Source organism: Bradyrhizobium lablabi (genome assembly GCF_018131005.1).
Lineage (GTDB): Bacteria > Pseudomonadota > Alphaproteobacteria > Rhizobiales > Xanthobacteraceae > Bradyrhizobium > Bradyrhizobium lablabi_D.
On record NZ_JAFCJK010000018.1, the window covers coordinates 1 to 15,826 of the forward strand.

Annotated in this window: 9 protein-coding genes; 1 reads left to right on the top strand and 8 read right to left on the bottom strand. The window is 60.4% G+C overall.

Translation table 11 applies throughout. The features are described from left to right. A partial coding sequence (locus JQ553_RS32300) for a sugar phosphate nucleotidyltransferase (RefSeq protein WP_249144769.1) occupies nt 1-188 on the bottom strand: 188 nt, incomplete at its 3' end. A 557-nt stretch (nt 189-745) separates the two neighbouring features. On the opposite strand from JQ553_RS32300, the gene JQ553_RS32305 reads away from it, so the two are divergent. Next, entirely contained in the window at nt 746-1,036 is a 291-nt protein-coding gene (locus JQ553_RS32305) for a hypothetical protein (RefSeq protein WP_212504122.1), read from the top strand. Between the two features lie 55 nt (nt 1,037-1,091). Here the strand turns inward: JQ553_RS32305 and JQ553_RS32310 are convergent, their stop codons facing one another. From JQ553_RS32310 to galE, 7 genes are all read right to left on the bottom strand, one after another. Beyond that, a complete protein-coding gene (locus JQ553_RS32310; protein WP_249144771.1) occupies nt 1,092-1,346 on the bottom strand; it encodes a hypothetical protein in 255 nt (84 codons plus the stop codon). Nucleotides 1,347-2,038: 692 nt separating this feature from the next. Further along, the gene (locus JQ553_RS32315; protein ID WP_212504123.1) at nt 2,039-7,006 is read right to left on the bottom strand and encodes an Ig-like domain-containing protein; all 4,968 of its coding nucleotides are present in this window, start codon (nt 7,004-7,006) and stop codon (nt 2,039-2,041) included. Nucleotides 7,007-7,391: 385 nt separating this feature from the next. Then, entirely contained in the window at nt 7,392-9,203 is a 1,812-nt protein-coding gene (locus JQ553_RS32320; RefSeq protein ID WP_249144772.1) for an ABC transporter ATP-binding protein, read from the bottom strand. Then, nucleotides 9,200-10,189, bottom strand: a complete 990-nt coding sequence (locus JQ553_RS32325; RefSeq protein WP_312015220.1) for a glycosyltransferase family 2 protein — start codon at nt 10,187-10,189, stop codon at nt 9,200-9,202. Before JQ553_RS32325 ends, JQ553_RS32320 begins: the two co-directional genes overlap by 4 nt. 23 nt (nt 10,190-10,212) lie before the next feature. After that, a complete protein-coding gene (locus JQ553_RS32330) occupies nt 10,213-13,152 on the bottom strand; it encodes a trifunctional glycosyltransferase/class I SAM-dependent methyltransferase/polysaccharide deacetylase (protein WP_212504126.1) in 2,940 nt (979 codons plus the stop codon). After that, nucleotides 13,149-14,294 (bottom strand): glycosyltransferase family 2 protein, encoded by a 1,146-nt coding sequence (locus JQ553_RS32335; protein ID WP_249144775.1) that lies wholly within the window; start codon nt 14,292-14,294, stop codon nt 13,149-13,151. Before JQ553_RS32335 ends, JQ553_RS32330 begins: the two co-directional genes overlap by 4 nt. Before the next feature lie 18 nt (nt 14,295-14,312). Continuing rightward, a complete protein-coding gene (gene galE, locus JQ553_RS32340; RefSeq protein WP_212504128.1) occupies nt 14,313-15,296 on the bottom strand; it encodes a UDP-glucose 4-epimerase GalE in 984 nt (327 codons plus the stop codon). Between the last annotated feature and the right edge of the window lie 530 nt (nt 15,297-15,826).

The window sequence follows — 15,826 nt, forward strand, 5'->3', positions numbered from 1 at the left end:
GCCTCGTTGGTGATCACCACCGGACGCTCGAACAGCGTCGCATCCGAAACCCGCAGCAGCGTCTCCTGGAAGGTCGAGCGCGCCCCGAACAGCGACAGGAACTGCTTCGGATGCACCTCGCGCGAGGCCGGCCACAGCCGCGTGCCCGCGCCGCCACACATGATCAGGGGAATTATTCGCCGGTTCATCGATGCCTCAAGTCCTGTCGTGTCCGCAATCCTGGTTCAGCAAGAAGAGTGCCAAGACGACAACCGAAGTCCGCGCCCGAGCCCTTAACCCCTTCCAGTAAACACCATCGACTTCATCCGTGTGAAAGTGACCGAACGAGGACAAAGACACGGAATTCTCGGACGTAACATCTTCCTGATCGAAAGGACCGACTGTTGTGCGAACGGCAAGAACTCCACCGCGCAGGCGGATTGAAGCCGCCGCCCAGATCAGATCGCTGCATGACGCTCCGCTGGGAGGAACGAGGATGGAGCTGAACGGACCACGTGCCTCGGCGTACGCCTGCGCGCAGAAAAATTCACTCTCGGTGCCCGCCACAACCCACGGTAGGACGTTAGCAAACAGCTGAGGATATCCCAGAAATTGCTCAGCTTTCCGCCCGAGGGAAGCAGGTACGGGTACCAGCCGACTAGCCGACGCAGCCCGAAGGTGATATCTTTTCGACAGTTTCGTGGTGATAAAGCGGCGATATCCTCGGTCCGGGACGTCGCCAACACAAAGGCAGGAGGGACGGATCTTGATCTTGCTAATAATAGCAAGCGGCGTAGCCGGTCTTTTTCTTAGACGTTTTTTTCGCGCATATGCCCTTGTTCCAGCAACAGCTCTGTTGATGGTTCCGGCGTGGTATTTGGGCCTTCAGGGTGGTCTCGTGACCGGCGTGGCGGCATTCGTGGCCAGCGCTGTGGTGATGCAACTGTCTTATCTCGCGAGTCTGCTGACCTATCTCCTCGTCGAAAACCTTTCGCTGATCGAACAGGTGCAGTCGGAGGCATCCCCGCCACTGCCTGAAGCACGAGCCGTAATCTAGAATTTCCCGAGTTGCAGGACCGCTTGCGTGCTTGAGTCATCACGCTCTGATCCGGTCACTTGACCCCACCGTCCATCTTGCCGCCACTCGCGACGCACTTGGCGTAGTATGCGCGCTGATCGTGCCCCGATCCCTTGGCGCTTCCCGCTGCCGGATTTCCAGGCTCGCGCGGAGGAAATTGCTGGGCCATAAGGGCGCTGCATTTTCTGGCGAGTTCAGCCGTAAGCGCCAACGCACGATCCGGACATGAGCCGGTTGCGGTGCAGACGAGCGCAAGCAGCACGCATCCGTATTTCCAGTTGGCGAACATGATACCCTTCTTTGTCGGACCCGACTGATCGACGCGCCATTTCCCGCGTCGATGTTCCAATTATCTTAGCGGCTTTTGACCCGAGCGAAAGGCCGTGTTCTGATCCAAGCGGCCGGCGTGCGACGAAATCGATGAGTGTTCCGCACCGAAGCTGACACCGGACCGCTGGCACTGATTGTGAAGAACCATGCCACGACTTCACTGTCGACGGCGACGCAATCGATCCCAATAATGCATCGAGGGGATCGCTGCGGCCAACGGCAGCTTTTACGCCCGCCGCGGGAAACCTTGACCCTTTCCAAGAGAGAGTCGGAAACTCACTGGCAGACCAGACTTGTCACCTAGCTGCCCAAGGTTCTGCAGATGGAGGTACCTATGTTACCGCTCCTATTCTTGCTGATCGTTCCACTCCTTCTTGCTACGCCGGCGCTTGCACAAGGCACGCAGCAACAGCAGGGTGCTCAGCACCGCCAGAATGTCACGACGGGCTCGCGCAATCCTGTCGCAACCCAGCCGAGCAGCAATCCGTTCCGAAATCCCATCGGCCAAGGTGTGCCGCCAGCAGTATCGTCGAACCCCAACTTGAACAGCAACCGCACCAATCGTTAGGAGCGACGCTGCCGTCTTTCGCTCTTGCATTCGCGGCAGCGTGCACCATGGTGTCGGCGCCTGGCTAAAAGCTGTTCCGAGCCCTATTGGTGGAGCATGTAGTTGTGGAACTCCGCAAGATGAGCATCCACCGGTGCCGCGAAGTGGAGTAGCTCGGAATGATCCGCGGCCGCCAAGATTGCTTGGAGACTGTCGGATTGAGAAACTGCCGGACCATCCTGATGCGTGAAGGTATCAAGGGCGAGATGGACTGGGCTCGCCGATGGATTGGCGTGATCGAAGGCAAAGCCGTCGCCCGCCAGCCATGCAGCTGTCGGCGCCTGTGCGGCCGGCACCGGAATTGAGCCGAAATCAAATCCATCCTTGGGAGGATCGATGACCAGCGTGCCGCCGCTTCCGTCGCTCGAAAGATTGAACGCTGACTGAGTGTAATCGCCGACCAGCGACAGATGCGCAGCATGGTTTTGAGCATCGACCACGGTCAGCACGCCGCCAGATGTATCTCCCGCATAGGACGCCGACGTTCCGGCTCCGAAAGCGATATCCTTCAGGTCTATCTGGTTCGAGTTGGATGCGGTGCCATCGCCGCTCAGATGGTTCAATTTTCCCGTGAACTGGGACGCATGATCGAGCACCAACGTGCCGGTTGCGGCACTGAAGGTGATTGATCCGGAAGCGGCACCAGTCAATTCGAGCCTGGCGCCCGCCTCGATCGTGACCGACTGGCCCATATTGGCCAAGTCCAGGACGACCTTTCCGGAAATATCCAGGATTGTCGAAGGCGTGTTGATCACGCCGTCCCCGTTGAGGTCCTGATGGAAGACGGCTTCGGCTGACTTGAGTGACGCGTCGGTCCCCGATGCGCTATTCACCGGCTTGGACGAGAAGTTGCCGTTGTTATCCGTACTCCATACCGCGTACTGGCCGGAAACGGTATCCTTCCAGGCCACATGGTAGCCATCCGAAGTCGCTTCCGCACCGACCGGCGCCCAAGTGCCGAATTGCCCGGCAACGACGGGGGCACCGGCGTACTTCAACGATGGTCCCTGGCCGCCACCAATCGAGTCGAGCAAGTAGGTGTTGCCGAGTTTATCCAGGCTGGTCGCGCCGGATGCTTCGATCGATGTTGTCGATAGCATGCTTGGCGTCGTCAAGGTCGCCGGCGGCACGCCGATCACACCATCGCGATTCAAGTCCTGATGGAAGACGGTTTCGATCGATTCAAGTGATGAACTGGTTACCGACTCGTCGTTCAGTATCTTGGACGCAAAGTTGCCGTTGCTGTCGGTGGTCCAGACCGCGTAGTGACCAGTGACCGAATCCTTCCAGGCCACGTCGTAGCCGCTCGAGGTCGCCTCCGCAGCTACGGGCGACCATGTGCCGAACTGCCCCGCCGTGACCGTCGCACCGCCATATTTCAGCAGGACCGCCTTATCGGCGTTCGACATGTAATAGTTGCTTCCGACTCTGGTGAACGACGTTGTGCCGATCGCCTCGAGCGACGTACCGACCACCGCTGCAAGCACATTGGAGGACGAGCTTTGATTGCCGACCTCGTCTGTCGAGGTCGCGGAAAGCTTGTGCGCTCCTGTGGCGAGCGAGCCGGTGTTGATGCTCCAGCTACCGTTGGATGCCGCGACCGTAGTGCCGAGCAGAACCGCTCCGTCGTATAATTTAACGATGCTTCCGGCTTCCGCTGCACCGGACGCGGTGACGGTGCTCCCGGACGCGAGCATGGCCGAGACGAGGCTCGGCGCCACGGGTGCCTGCGTATCGACTGTCACGTTCAACGTCGCTGACGCGGCGCTGAGATTTCCGAGGGCATCGGCGGCCTTGCCGGTGAGGATATGGCTGCCGTCGGACAACGTTCCCGTCGCAAACGACCAAGCGCCTGTTGCGTCGGCGATCGTGGTTCCGATCAGGGTTGCCTGATCGAAAATTTCGACGGTGACGCCAGCCTGCGCGCTCCCCGTCAAGGTCAGCTGATTTACGGCGGTAAAGCCCGATGCGTCCACATGACTGCCGGCTGCGAACGAGGCCGTTGGAGCCGCGAGCCCCGTCATGGTCATCGGCGTATTCCAGTCGGTGACGAACGAGACGTCTGACGAGGTCAGCTGGCTGACGCCAACCAGTTTGAGCGTATCGGTCCCTCTTGCATAGTGGACGGTCCAGACGTCGCCGACATTCGTCAAGTAAGCGGAGGCGTCGTAGCCCTTTAGCGTCAGCTTGTCCTGCTCGGCACTGGTGGGCGTTAGAACATGGAAGTCGGCAATCGTGACGTTGCCGCTGCCCGGGGTGTAGACGAACGTGTCGTTGCCCGCGCCTCCGAAAATCCAGTCATTGCCACCGCCCCCGTTGAGCGTGTCGTCGCCGCTCGAGCCCACGATGCGGTTAGCCAACTGGTTGCCGGTGCCGGTGACCCCGCCCAGCATCATGGTCAGATTCTCGACGTTGTCCGGCAACGTATAGGACGACCAGGCTTCGACACTATCGATGCCGCCGCCGCGGTTCTCGACAATCTTCTGGTTCACGTTACTGACGCCGTAGGTGTCGTCGCCGGTCCATCCGACCATCGTGTCGTCGGTATTGAATGCCGTGATCTTGTCGTTAGCCGAGGTCCCATAGACCATGTGGCTGCTGGCGCTTCCGTTGATCCAGGATGTAATTATGCCGCCGACAGGGAGCGAACCGGGAAGCTGGAAATCGTCGCTGGTAAGCGACGAGATCATGGTGTTACGGAAAACAAGAGTGTCCTGGCTCGTCAGCGCCAGGTAGACGTCGTTCCCGACCTGGGTCATCGCCGCCTGGATGTCGCTGAACGAGGTGAATGCAAAGCCGTTGAGCTGAACCACGTCGTGCCCTGCCCCGGAACCCGGCGTGAAATCCGTTATGATGTCCGAACCGTCGCCGGCATTGATGACGAAGGTATCCGCGCCGCCGCCGCCGGTCAGGATGTCGTTGCCGAGCCCGCCGGTGATGACGTTTGCGCCGTCATTGCCGGTGATGATGTTGGACTGCGAGTTGCCGGTGGCGCCGATCGCAGCCGTTCCGGTCAGCGTCAGGTTCTCGACATAGTCGCGGAGCGTGTAGGTGACGGACGACTTCACCGTATCAATGCCGCCGCCATAGCCTTCCACGATCTTGGCGTTCGGATCGGAGACGAGATAGGTGTCGTCGCCGGCGCCGCCGGTCAAGGTGTCGGCCCCTCCTCCTCCGTCGATCAGATCGTTACCCGATGTGCCGGTCAGGGTGTCAGCGCTCGCGGTTCCTGTGATCATGCCGGTCGGAGTTGCACTGGCGAGCAGCGAATAATTCGCCAGCGTGTATTCCGGCAGTTGATACGCGGTAATTGAATCGATGCTCACGTTTGCCGTCGCGTCGGGGGTGGCATTGCCGGCCCAGCTCCCGCCCATGGCAAGGTTGGCGATCATGTACATCGCCGTGTTCATGTCGGAGGGAGTTGCTACCTGCCCTACCTCGGCGCCATCCACGAAAAAGGTCAGCGTGTACGGCGTCCACTCCACCGCGAACGTATGCTGGCCCGCAGTCAGGTTGGCCGTATTCGACCAATATCCCTGATCAGGCGTGGTCGAGGATCGGAGCCCCCAATGGGACTGGTCCGGATGCGTGCCGAGCCCCTCGAGCACGTCGAGCTCGGTGGCAAGGCCATGCGGGTTGGTGGGCAGCATCCAGAAGGCGGGCCATGCGCCGGGCGTGCCGGACAAGGTGGCTGTCATCTGAAAATAGCCATAGGTCTGGACGAAGCTGTTCTGGGTCGAGATCATGCCCGACGAGAACTGATGGCCGCCGACATAGGCCGCGTCGCTCGAAGGCAACGGCTGCGCGGTGATGACGAGATGGCCATCCTGGATCGAGAACGGATCAAGGCCGAGCGACGCCGGAGCCTGGCTTCCCGGCAATCCTGAAAAGCTCGGATCGACGTAGATCTGCTGCTCGCCGGCGAGCGAGTAGCTCGCCGCTCCACTCCAGGCATAGCTCGTGCGCCAGGTCATGTGCGGGTCCTGACCCGCGGAAAGCGTGTTGAAATCGTCGTTGAAGGTCTGCACCAGGTCGGTGCGGTGCGTGACTATGTTGACGTTTGCCGCGGTGAAGTCCGTGATCTTGGTATTGTTGAGTCTGAGGGTTTCGCCACTGCCGAGCGTGAGGACGGTATCGGTACCGACCTGCTTCATGGCAGCGATGACGTCCGATAGCGTCTGAAAGCCGGTATCGTTGAGTTGCAGGATGTCGCCGCCGACGCCGGCAGTGAATCCGCTAATGATATCGTTGCCGTTGCCAGGAGCGATAATGAAGGTGTCGATGCCGCCGAGGCCGTTGAGCACGTCATTGCCCTTGCCGCCATCCATGACGTTGTTGCCGGCATTGCCGACAATGATGTTGTCGAGGTCGTTGCCGGTCGCAGGCGATGCGTCGCTGCCACCGAGGATCAAGTTTTCGACATTCGGCGCATTGACGAGGCTGTAGCCGTCGATCATCCCGTCGTAGACGGTATCGATACCCTGGCCTGCCTGTTCGACGACCTTGGTGTTGTGGTCGAACATGAAGTAGCTATCGTCTCCCGTGCCCCCGATCAATGTGACGCCGGTTCCGGACGCTTGCAGCGAGTCATTCATCGCTCCGCCGGTCAACGTGCCGCCGGCCAGGACCGAGAGCGCCGCTGTGTTCGGCGAGGCGCTGCCCTGAAGCGGATTGTCGAGGACGACATTGGACGCGACGAGAGAAGATAGAGTGACATTCTGCAACGTCAGGGTTTCAGTGCTCGACAGCGAGACGACCGTGTCGGAACCTACCTGCCTGGCGGCCGCAAGGAAGGTCGCAAATGTTGCGAACCCGTAATTCTGAACACGCAGCACGTCACCGCCGACGCCGGTCTGAAAGTCGCTGATGGTGTCAGAGCCATAGCCCTTCGAAATTGCGAAGATGTCGTTGCCTGCTCCTCCGGTGAGAAGATCGTTTCCCGCGCCGCCGAAGAGAATGTCTGATCCGGAAGTTCCGGCGATGACGCTCGCATTGGTTGGGTTTGCTGTCATGATGGATTGTGCTCCTTTGACACCACAACCACCACGAAGGCGTTCAAGCCGACTTATGAATTTCGGGAAAAATTGAAGCGTGCGCGATGCTTGCTTCGAGGAACTCTCAACTGAGAGCTTTGATGCGCCACCGCGTGCCAACGAGTTCCGCGAAGGAACAGAGTGTGCAGTGACGAATCATAGCGTTTTCGAGCGAAACGGATGCCGGTTCGCATGAGGAAAATGCGTCGCAGTCAATTCGACGTGCGAATCCGTTACTCATCACAGGTTTCGCGAGCGCCTTCAGCTTTAAGTCTAAACCGTAATACTACGGTCGGAACTGAGCGCGCGCAGTCGCGGATTTCGAAATCCGATCCGCGCCGAACTGCCGCGAGACAGCGCAGGTTCAATGTCCGGCTCGAAGGGCTCCCACCCGAAGACTCCGGGCAAACAGACTGCTGGAATCCGCCTGCAGCATCGCCGGAGATCCCTCCGCGCAAACCCGGCCGGCCTCAAGGCACACCACGTGATCCGCGTCGAGCACTGACTCCAGGCGGTGCGTAATGAGCAGCAAGGTTCGCCCTTTGAGCTGCAGCTGGATTGCGCGCTTGATGCTCTCCTCCAGCGAGCGATCGAGCGCGCTCATGGCCTCGTCGAGGATCAAGAAATCCGGATTGCGGACGATCGCGCGGGCCAGTCCGATCCGCTGACGCTGTCCGCCCGAAAAGCGCATGCCGTGCTGTCCGATCCAGGTGTTGTACCTGTCGGGCAGCGCCTCGACGACTTCCGAAATGCCTGCCACGCGCAACGCGTGCAGGATCTCCTCCTCCGAGGCGTCGTTCTTGGACATGCGAACGTTGTCGATCACAGTGCCTTCCACAAGGTCGACGTCCTGGCCGGCAATCGCAAGCAGGCCAAGCCAATCGGTCCGGCGGAGATCTTCGATAGGACAGCCGTCCACCCTGATGCTTCCCTCGGTCGCCGAATAAAGTCCAAGCAGAAGGTTCACGATGGTGGTCTTTCCTGCCCCGCTCGCGCCGACGAGCGCGGTGATCTTGCCGGCCGGAATGTCAAAGGAGACATCGTGGAGCGCGCGCTCGGATTCCGCGTTGTAGCGGAAGGTCACGTTGCGGAACGAGACGTTGCCGCTCAGCCTGTTGATGGCGATGTGTCCGGGCTTCGGGTAATCCTTGCCGTCCTTCTCCAGCATGAGACGGATCGAACGCAGCTGCGGCTCGATTTGCGCCATATACAACAGGCTGGTCTCCAGCTCCCGCATATGCGGCTGCAATCGATAGAGCAAGGCTACCGCCGTAAGGCTGGTCGCAAACCCGATTCCCCACAAGTCGGCGGAAGCGATGACGAGGCAAAGCACCACCAGATAGCCAACTTCCGTGAGCGGGGAAACCAGCGCGGAAAGACGCGCGAGTCCCAGCGCGACCCGGCGCGCCTCCGCTGACGCACCCTCGAAGCGCTGCTGATGCACCCTCTCCTGGCCATACGCACGGATCGTACGCATGCCTTGAAGGGTCATCAGCATGTGTTCCCCCAGTCTCTGATGGACCACCTTCACCCCGCCGCCGAGTTCCTGCATCGGCCTGGAAAGGAGACGCAGCCCGGCCGACACGACCATCGAAGCGGCGATAGCCATCACCGTAATCTTCACCGAGAGCGCGAAGAGAAATGACACGAAGAGGAAGATCGAACAGGAGCTGACGATGATGCGGGTCAGGTTGCTGTAAGCCCCGGAGATCAACCATGTCTCGGTCCCCAGCACCTCCATGAGATAGGCCTCGTCATGGCGCTGAAAGAACGAATATGAGGTCGACAGATATTGTAAATGGACGCGGTTGCGCGCGACTTCGTTGATCTGCTCGCCGACGTGCGCGCTGATCAGCGTATTTGCAAAGGCCAGCGCGCCGCGAATCACGATGAGAAGAAGCACCACCAGCGCGGTTTCGGTCGAACTATGAAACCAGCCGGTCGCGTGCCGGAGCGCATCACCCAGGACGCCGCTCGTCGACGTGGCAAGCTCTACCTGCCCCATGGCGAGATAGAAGAAGAGCAGCACCAGTGTAATCCCGACCGTTTCCGCCAGCGACGAGGCAAGGCCAAGCACGATCAGCGTGGGCGTCGCCCAACGCGGTAGCGGAGCCACCTTGAGGAGCCGCCACAATTCGGCCAATGCGGCACGCCGCGCCGCTCTCGGCCTTGTCATGTCGTCTGCGTCTTCTGCCATCGAGATTGCTTGGGGTCGCCGATCAGGAACGACGGCGATGGCCGTCGCAGCTCTTTGTGTCGCATATTGCGGAAGGTCCAGCGCGTGGCCGAGGCAATATCCCGCGGCAAGTCAAGTGCGACAACCTTGACGGCCAGGGAAGGATTGCGCCGGGCCAACAGCACGATGACCGATGCAAAGTACCTCAATTGGCCGCCCATCAGCGCTCTTCGAAGCAGCCATCGGGCGTAGTTGCAGATCCCCCGGTCCAGCAAGGCGATACGATCGGGATGGCGAGCCGCCATCTCGTCCGCAACCAGCATCCAGGAACGGAACATCCGTGTCATGTCGCTGGACATGTTGTCCGGCAGATAGCGGTACCCGATCTCATAATCAGGAACCACCGCGAAGTGATACGCTTCCGCGACACGGCAATAGAACAGCAGATCCTCACAGCCCTGCGCGCCTGACGCCCGCAAGCCGCTCTCGAACCCGTTCGCAGCGACCAGGGCCTCTCTGCGCACCATCGCCGAACTTCCATTGCCGATGAAATTGCCTTCGAACAGATAGTCCAACACCTCGCCTGCATGAAACACCGGATCGGACTTGACGCTCACGCGGCTGTTCGCATCGATCCAGGCGTACCAACTGTAGACGAGGCCCGTCCGCTCTCCTCCGGCAATCATGGCCTGAAGCTGGCGCTCGACCTTGGAAGGCGCCCACAAGTCATCGGCATCGATGAAGGCGATGAATTCGGCGCTGGCGGCCCGCCATCCGGCATTGCGGGCGGCTGCCACGCCGGCGTTATCCTGCCTTATGATCGTGATACGGGGATCCCGATCCGCATGCAGCGCGGCGACGGCAACCGTGTCGTCAGTCGAGCCGTCGTCCACCACGATGATTTCGAGCCGTTCGTGCGACTGGGACCTTACGCTGCGAAGCGTTTCGTCGATCGTTGCTTCGGCGTTGAAGGCCGGAATGACCACACTGACCAGATGCGCACTTGTGCTCATTGATACTGCTCCAGACAGTGCACAAACGCTTCCAGACTGTGATCGCCCCTCACTTCGATGCGCGGAAGGTCGAGCAGATCATCTTTCAAGCCGGCGGCCCGGTCGACCGTGTTGAACACGGCCTTGTAGCCGCATTCCGCCGCGAGAATTCTGAACCGTTGATCGGTGCATCCAAATGGAGCCGCAAGCGACGTCGTCGGCCGCCCCAGCCACGTCTCCAGTTGGAGACGGGACCGCAGCAGTTCTTCGGCCAGCTCCGAGCTCGAAAGCCGATCGCTTCGCGGATGGCGCGCGAGGTGACTGCCAAACATCGCTCCTTCGCCGGCAAGCGCGACAATCCTGTCGGCATCCATCAGCGGCGCGGGTGTTCCGAACGATCTATCCCACTCCGCCCGCCCGCCCGCCAGATCGGTCACGATGAACACTTCTGCGGACAGATCATTGGCTTTCAAGATCGGCCAGGCCTGCTCGGCAAAATCCTCATATCCGTCGTCGAAGGTGATCAACAGCGGCCTGCCCTCGAACGAGTAGTCGTTGGCGACAAACCACGCCAGCTGCTCCGAGTTGATGGTGTGGTAGCCGTTCCTTCGCAACCACAGCATCTGCTCGGCAAACGTGTCCGGATTGACGCGGTAGCGCGCAAGCGCTTCCGGCCCATCGGTCGCAATGCGATGATACATCAGGACCGGAACGTGTGTGCGCCGCTCCGATTGCCGGACTTCCGACCGCCGCCTGACGGCGCCGTTCCGTACAATAAATCGTGCGACCTCTCTTTCAATCGGCGCCGCGATCGGTGCGAACGTCACCTGCGGATCCGGCGCGACCTCGCCAGGCTTCGGCCGCCTGTAGCGATCGACGCGATAGAGGTCGGTCTGTATCGATGATTCAAGCGCAAGATCCGGCAGTCTTGCCATTACCCGCGCAATCGTCCCGGCTCCGTACTGATTCTCCCAATCGAATCCGGTCCGGGATTTGTCGTCGTTCAAGACGAAACTGTGAGCCGTGATGAGATGACCGCCGGGACGCAAGGCCCGCGCGACTTTCTCTGCAACAAGCGCCAATTCGGTCTCGTCATTCAGGAAGTAAAGCACCTCGGAGCAGCAGATGAGATCCATCTCGCCGGGGAGAGGATCGGCCGATAGATCAAGCTTGTGAAACTCTACGTTGCGAATACCGCTGCATCGCAGGCCAGCCCGTTCGAGTGCCGTCGACGAAATATCGAATGCCAGGAGGTGCCCGACCTTCCCAGCCAGTTGCTGGCTGAAGTGTCCTTCCGCGCAGGCGAGTTCCATGGCACGTTCCGCCGGTTCAGGCGGCAGCAGTTCCAGTTGCCGCTGGTATTTCTCCTGCTCATAGGGCGAGCCGTAGTTCCAGGGATCCTCCTTTTGGAAGAACCGTTCCCAGAACAACTCACGCCCAATTTCGCTTGGACTATCTTCAAAGGCATGGTTCTGCCGGTTGCCCCACATCGGCGAACTCGAAGCGGGTCTTGACCGGACCCCACGCAACATGCGGTCTTGCAACACCTGCAGCCGATACTGGTGACTGTCCGGGTTGCTGCGGGCAAACTCTCGAAGCCGTCTTATCAACTTGGCAGGCCGGCTCTGACGTTGAAGTCCCCGGGGCCTATGTGCCGGAGGCTCCAAATGGCCGAGGTGCTCGTCAACAAGTTTTGTCCAAAAGTCGGAATCTACGGTGCCGAGCACTCCGACGTCGAACAAGGCCAGCACCTCTGGCCCATCGCAAATGTAGACGTAGAGTCGGTCAATATGACTGGGCGGGCATAGCTCCGGAAGCTGCCGCAGGTCGACCCGAAGGCCGAGTGTCAGCGCCAACTCCCGTGGAGCCGAAAGGTCATCGTAGTCCAGCAGCACGCGCTCAAATCGATACTGGACCTTTCGGGCTGCTGCCGGATCGCTCCAGGCTTGCCCGATTGCGGCGATCAATTCGGTCACACGCGCGCCAAACTGAGCCCAGCGGCCGGCCAGTCGTGCAGGCGTTGTTCGCGCCCCCACTGCGAGTGCGTCGAGCAGGCAAAAGGCGATCTGGTCCGCTGCTGTCTCCGATTGAGGTATGCCGGTCAACAATTCTGTTGAAGGAAGGCTCCACTTTCCGCGAGCGCAATCTATGCCGCAGCACCAAAGTGCAAAATAGGCGCGCGCTGCCGCCAGCGGTCTGCCGTGAGCGGCCGATGCTCCGTTTCGATACGTGGGCGCCGGATTTTGCACCCGCGCATCGGTGGAGAATCCGCGAGTGATAACGGCATTCCCATCGACAAGCATTTGCTGGACATCGCTGGACAGGGAATGCTCACTCGACCAGTAATAGCTGAGCAACTCGTCGACGTGAATCCAGCGGCCGCCGCTTCGCGCAATCCGCTGCCACAGATCCCATTCCTCGCAGGTGCGCAGATCGACGTCGAAGCCACCGACTTCCTGCACTGCGCTCTTTTTGACAAGGACACCGTGAACGGCCACCGGACAGCTGCGCGCAAAAGCTTCAAACGGATTGTTTGCAACGACTGCATTGCGATACCGGGGCGTTTGGCCGCCGTCCGGCATGACCCGACAATGATCGCAGCAGGCGGCGATCGCAGAGGGATTTTCATCCAGCGCCGCGTTCATTTTGGCCAGAAATTGCGCGTCGATCCAGTCGTCGCTATCGAGGAACAGAATCCGTTCTCCGTTTGCGCGGGACAGGCCGACATTGCGGGCTGTCGATACACCCCGCCCAATGGATTTCAGTGCAATGAAGCGGGCATCCCGCGCCGCATAGCCATCAACGATTGCCGGCGTTGCATCGACTGAGCCGTCGTCAACTATCAGCGCCTCCCATCTCGGGGCGCTTTGGGCCAGCAGGCTCTCAAGGGTTCGAGCAATGGTCTTCTCGGCATCGCGAGCGGCGATCACGATCGAAGTGAGCGAACCGGCCGTCATCTGCGCTTCCCCTCGCGATGATAGAAGCGGATGCCGGAGACGCAGCCGGCTATCTCCTCGTTGAGAAAGCGGTCTTCAATACGCTTGCGACCAAACGCTCTGCGAAGCAGCCGATACGAGTACCATTTCGGTAGATACAGATACGCACGCATGCGGTTTTCCGGGAGCCCGGTTCGCTCATATTGAACCAGCAGTGCCGCAACGTGGCCTCGCATGTAGTAGTAGATCTGGCTCGCGAGCCCCTCCACCGTCCGTCGGTGAGAGTGGAAAGCCACGGAGGATGGTACGTAGCGACACTCGTGGCCGCTTGCGAGCAACCGGTACCAATATTCCGAGTCTCCAGAACAGCCCGCCTGACCGACATCGAGACGGTCGTCAAACAGGCCGACTTTTTCAAACACGTCGCGGCGGAAAGCCATGCTGGCTCCGGCCCCGATCTCCCATGCCGGAAAAGCGCCGTTGAAGCACGAACTGTCGAAGTCCTGCTCGCGATAACCTCTGCCAAACCCCCAGTAGGTCTCGAAGTGCCGTTGCGCCTCTGTTGCGAGTTCTGCCGGGAGCACGAGCCCGGTCACGGCGGCGATCTGTGGCCGGTCGAACGCGGCTACCAGCCGTTCCAGCCAATGGGGATGAAGCAGCACGTCGTCGTCGGTGAAGGCGACGATGTCGCCGGTTGCGCGAAGCACGCCGGCATTACGCGCGACGTCGAGCCCCGGCCGGTCTTCGCGTATGTAAGTGACTCCCGCTGCCAATGCGACATCGCGCGTCCGCCGGTCCCGCGACGCGTTGTCGACCACGACGATCTCGCGCGGCCGGCAGCTCTGCCTCGGCAACGACGCAAGGCATGCAGCCAGTTCATCCGGCCGGTCTCGCGTGCAGATCACCACGCTGGCCGAGACAGTAGGCTTGACCTGTCTTTGCAGTTCGCCCTCGATCGCCAGAAGATAGTCGGAGTCGATATGATCGATGCTTGAGCCGATCCGTTGCCCCTGGTGCGCCAGCACATGGCCGATCGGACGGTCACCGTACCAGAACACGGTCATGCCCTCACGCGCTTCTGCTCCAGCAATGTCCGCCGGCGACGTCACGGAAATGTGGGTGACGCCCTCGCCTAACGGCAGGTCCGCGATGAAAGCGAGCATGGTCATTTCGTTGCCGTGTCAGACGGGCGGATGACGGTCGCGCCACTGCAGCGCGGTCTTGATGATAAAGTCGATACCGGAGTATTGTGGACGCCAGTCGAGTTCTCGCTCGGCCTTCCCGAACGATGCGACGAGCTTGGCGGGATCGCCCTCACGGCGCGGGCCGCGCCGCACGACCGGCTTCCTCCCGGCGACACGCTCCACCGCCTCGATCAACTCGAGCACGCTGGTGCCAACGCCGGTACCCAGATTGAACACATGTGTACCGCCCTGTCCGAGCAGCATTTCTCCCGCAACCAAGTGGGCCCGCGCAAGATCGTTGACATGGATGTAGTCCCTGATCGCGCTGCCATCAGGCGTTGGAAAATCGGTGCCCATGATCGTAAATGGGCGATCGGTTCGGCGCCCTGCTTCGATCGCCAGCGGGATGGCATGTGTTTCGGGCTCGTGTCGCTCGCCTATTTCGCCCTCCGGATCGGCACCTGCCGCGTTGAAGTAGCGCAAGGAGGTCGATCCAATGCCGTAGGCCCTCCCGAAATCCTCCAACATCCGCTCGATGATCATCTTAGACCAGCCATACGGGTTGATCGGCGCCTGCGGATGGCTTTCATCAATGGGGATTTGCTGGGGGATACCGTAACTGGCACACGTGCTGGAGAAGAGGATGTGGCGGCACCCCGCCGCGCGCATGCCATTCAGCAGCGCTAGCGTTCCGGCCGTATTGTTTTCGTAGTAGATCGCTGGATCTTCGACCGACTCGCCGACGTAGGCAAAGGCCGCGAAATGCGCAACCAGATCCGGCTTGTACTTTTCCAGCGCTTCACGCACGGCAATCGGGTCGCGGACATCCGATTCCACCAGGGGACCCCAGCGCACCGCGTCGCGCCAGCCGCGCGAGAGATTGTCGAGCGTCACTACATTCCAGCCAGCCCCGGCAAATGTTTTGCAGCAGTGGGAGCCCACATATCCCGCACCGCCGGTGACCAGTACCGTCCTGGTCATGCCGTCTCTCCGGCGCGGTGAGCGGTGGGTCGGCGGTCAACCTCGGGTCTTACAAATCGTCGACGCAAGCATGCGCACAGTGACCACGAGACACGTCTGCGTACATACATCATAATGGACGGGCTTTCGAAAGCTTGAAGCACCTGAACTTGATACTGAGACTTGCAGTCGAAATTCGATTGGTTCACTTGGGCAAAGTCGGCAGGGACTTCGAGGCTGAAGCGACCTGTCACAAAAGCTATCAATCTAATTGCGGCTTCTTCGCGATACAGTAAAAATGGAACAGCTGCGCCAGTTCCAAAGCACGGGATCTCACTGAAGGGCGTCGCTCACAATCGTTCGCCCAGCGAACGTCAGGGAACCGATGCGTCGTTGGCATCACTTCGCCGAATTCTCTTGCGGACGTCGCCTGAAAATCGAGCAGACCCGAACGCAGAGGGTGCCGACATGCGGAATCCGCAAATCAGGTTCGCGTTGCTAACGCATCTCTGGTGGAACACAGGCGCCGAACCGGCCTGAATCGATCATGC